This window comes from Microbulbifer sp. ABF4_107 (genome assembly GCF_056312215.1).
The window spans coordinates 4205001-4208028 of the sequence record NZ_CM149983.1 but is presented as its reverse complement, the minus strand read 5'-3'; the positions used below and the strand labels follow the sequence as shown (position 1 = coordinate 4208028).

Sequence of the window (3028 nt, the reverse complement as noted above, 5' to 3'; positions counted from 1 at the left end):
CTGACGATGACCTACTCTCACATGGGGAATCCCCACACTACCATCGGCGATGTTGCGTTTCACTTCTGAGTTCGGCAAGGGATCAGGTGGTTCCACAACTCTATTGTCGTCAGGCAAACTGGCTTGGGTTGGCTTGGTCTTATGGACTTTTCTAGTCCTGCGCTGCCTGTTATCGCTGTTTGCCTCGATCAGCTTCCCAATCGGCGATAACCCCAAATAAGTCGGTAAAACATTCTGTAGTAATACACCGCAAGTCGATACTCTCTACGCTTTAAACGTTTCGAGCTTTGCGCGTCTCTCGATCGAACACAATCCGTTCGTTAGTAACCATCTCTGTTGTATGGTCAAGCCGCACGGGCAATTAGTACTGGTTAGCTCAACGCCTCACAACGCTTCCACACCCAGCCTATCAACGTGGTAGTCTTCCACGGCCCTTCAGGACTCTCAAGGAGTCAGGGAGATCTCATCTTGAAGGAGGCTTCCCGCTTAGATGCTTTCAGCGGTTATCCCGTCCGAACATAGCTACCGGGCAATGCCACTGGCGTGACAACCCGAACACCAGAGGTTCGTTCACTCCGGTCCTCTCGTACTAGGAGCAACTCTTCTCAAATCTCCAACGCCCACGGCAGATAGGGACCGAACTGTCTCACGACGTTCTAAACCCAGCTCGCGTACCACTTTAAATGGCGAACAGCCATACCCTTGGGACCGGCTTCAGCCCCAGGATGTGATGAGCCGACATCGAGGTGCCAAACACCGCCGTCGATGTGAACTCTTGGGCGGTATCAGCCTGTTATCCCCGGAGTACCTTTTATCCGTTGAGCGATGGCCCTTCCATACAGAACCACCGGATCACTATGACCTACTTTCGTACCTGCTCGTCATGTCTGACTCGCAGTCAAGCGCACTTATACCATTATGCTCATTGCATGATTTCCGACCATGCTGAGTGCACCTTCGTACTCCTCCGTTACTCTTTGGGAGGAGACCGCCCCAGTCAAACTACCCACCATACACTGTCCTCGATCCGGATAACGGACCAGAGTTAGAACCTCAAACATACCAGGGTGGTATTTCAAGGATGGCTCCACTGCAACTGGCGTCACAGTTTCAAAGCCTCCCACCTATCCTACACAAATAGGCTCAAAGTTCAGTGCAAAGCTGTAGTAAAGGTTCACGGGGTCTTTCCGTCTAGCCGCGGGTACACTGCATCTTAACAGCGATTTCAATTTCACTGAGTCTCTGGTGGAGACAGCGTGGCCATCGTTACGCCATTCGTGCAGGTCGGAACTTACCCGACAAGGAATTTCGCTACCTTAGGACCGTTATAGTTACGGCCGCCGTTTACCGGGGCTTCGATCAAGAGCTTCGCATAAGCTAACCCCATCAATTAACCTTCCGGCACCGGGCAGGCGTCACACCCTATACGTCCACTTACGTGTTTGCAGAGTGCTATGTTTTTAATAAACAGTCGCAGCCACCTGGTCACTTCGACCGGCCTCAGCTTAGGGAGCAAGTCCCATCACCAAAACCGGCGTACCTTCTCCCGAAGTTACGGTACCATTTTGCCTAGTTCCTTCACCAGAGTTCTCTCAAGCGCCTTGGTATTCTCTACCTGACCACCTGTGTCGGTTTAGAGTACGGTTCGCAATTGCCTGAAGCTTAGAAGTTTTTCCTGGAAGCAGGGCATCAACCACTTCACTTACCGAGGTAAGCTTCGTCATCAATTCTCAGCCTTAGGGACCCGGATTTGCCTAAGTCCCCAGCCTACAACCTTAAACATGGACAACCAATCGCCATGCTGGCCTAGCCTTCTCCGTCACTCCATCGCAGCAATTGCAAGTACAGGAATATTAACCTGTTTCCCATCGACTACGGCTTTCGCCCTCGCCTTAGGGGCCGACTAACCCTGTCCCGATTAGCGTTGGACAGGAACCCTTGGTCTTCCGGCGGGGAGGTTTTTCACCCCCCTTGTCGTTACTCATGTCAGCATTCGCACTTGTGATACCTCCAGCAAACCTCACAGTTCACCTTCAGCGGCTTACACAACGCTCCTCTACCATGCTCAAAGAGCATCCGCAGCTTCGGTTATCAGTTTGAGCCCCGGTATATCTTCCGCGCGGGCCGACTCGACTAGTGAGCTATTACGCTTTCTTTAAAGGATGGCTGCTTCTAAGCCAACCTCCTAGCTGTCTGGGCCTTCCCACATCGTTTCCCACTTAACTGATATTTGGGACCTTAGCTGGCGGTCTGGGTTGTTTCCCTTTTCACGACGGACGTTAGCACCCGCCGTGTGTCTCCCGCGATTGCACTCCACGGTATTCGGAGTTTGCATGGGGTTGGTAAGTCGGGATGACCCCCTAGCCCAAACAGTGCTCTACCCCCGTGGGTGAGACGCGAGGCGCTACCTAAATAGCTTTCGAGGAGAACCAGCTATCTCCCGGCTTGATTAGCCTTTCACTCCGATCCACAGGTCATCTCCTAATTTTTCAACATTAGTGAGTTCGGTCCTCCAATTGATGTTACTCAATCTTCAACCTGCCCATGGATAGATCGCCGGGTTTCGGGTCTATTGCCTGCAACTGAACGCCCTATTAAGACTCGATTTCTCTACGGCTCCCCTATGCGGTTAACCTTGCTACAGACAATAAGTCGCTGACCCATTATACAAAAGGTACGCAGTCACCCCGAAGGGCTCCTACTGCTTGTACGTATACGGTTTCAGGTTCTATTTCACTCCCCTCTCCGGGGTTCTTTTCGCCTTTCCCTCACGGTACTGGTTCACTATCGGTCAGCTGGGAGTATTTAGCCTTGGAGGATGGTCCCCCCATGTTCAGTCAAGATAACACGTGTCCCGACCTACTCGATTTCAATCAATGTGCCTTTTCGTGTACGGGGCTATCACCCTGTATCGCGGAACTTTCCAGATCCTTCCACTAAGACATAAAGACCTTAAGGGCTAATCCCCTTTCGCTCGCCGCTACTCAGGGAATCTCGGTTGATTTCTTTTCCTCCGGGTACTTAGATG

2 rRNA genes (1 of these 2 running past the window's edge) are annotated in these 3028 nt (G+C 51.8%); both read right to left on the bottom strand.

Features of this window, described 5'->3' with window-relative positions:
• Positions 1-114 (bottom strand): 5S ribosomal RNA (gene rrf, locus ACYX4K_RS17305).
• Positions 115-340: 226 nt separating this feature from the next.
• Positions 341-3028, bottom strand: a 23S ribosomal RNA gene (locus ACYX4K_RS17300) (it continues 194 nt past the right edge of the window).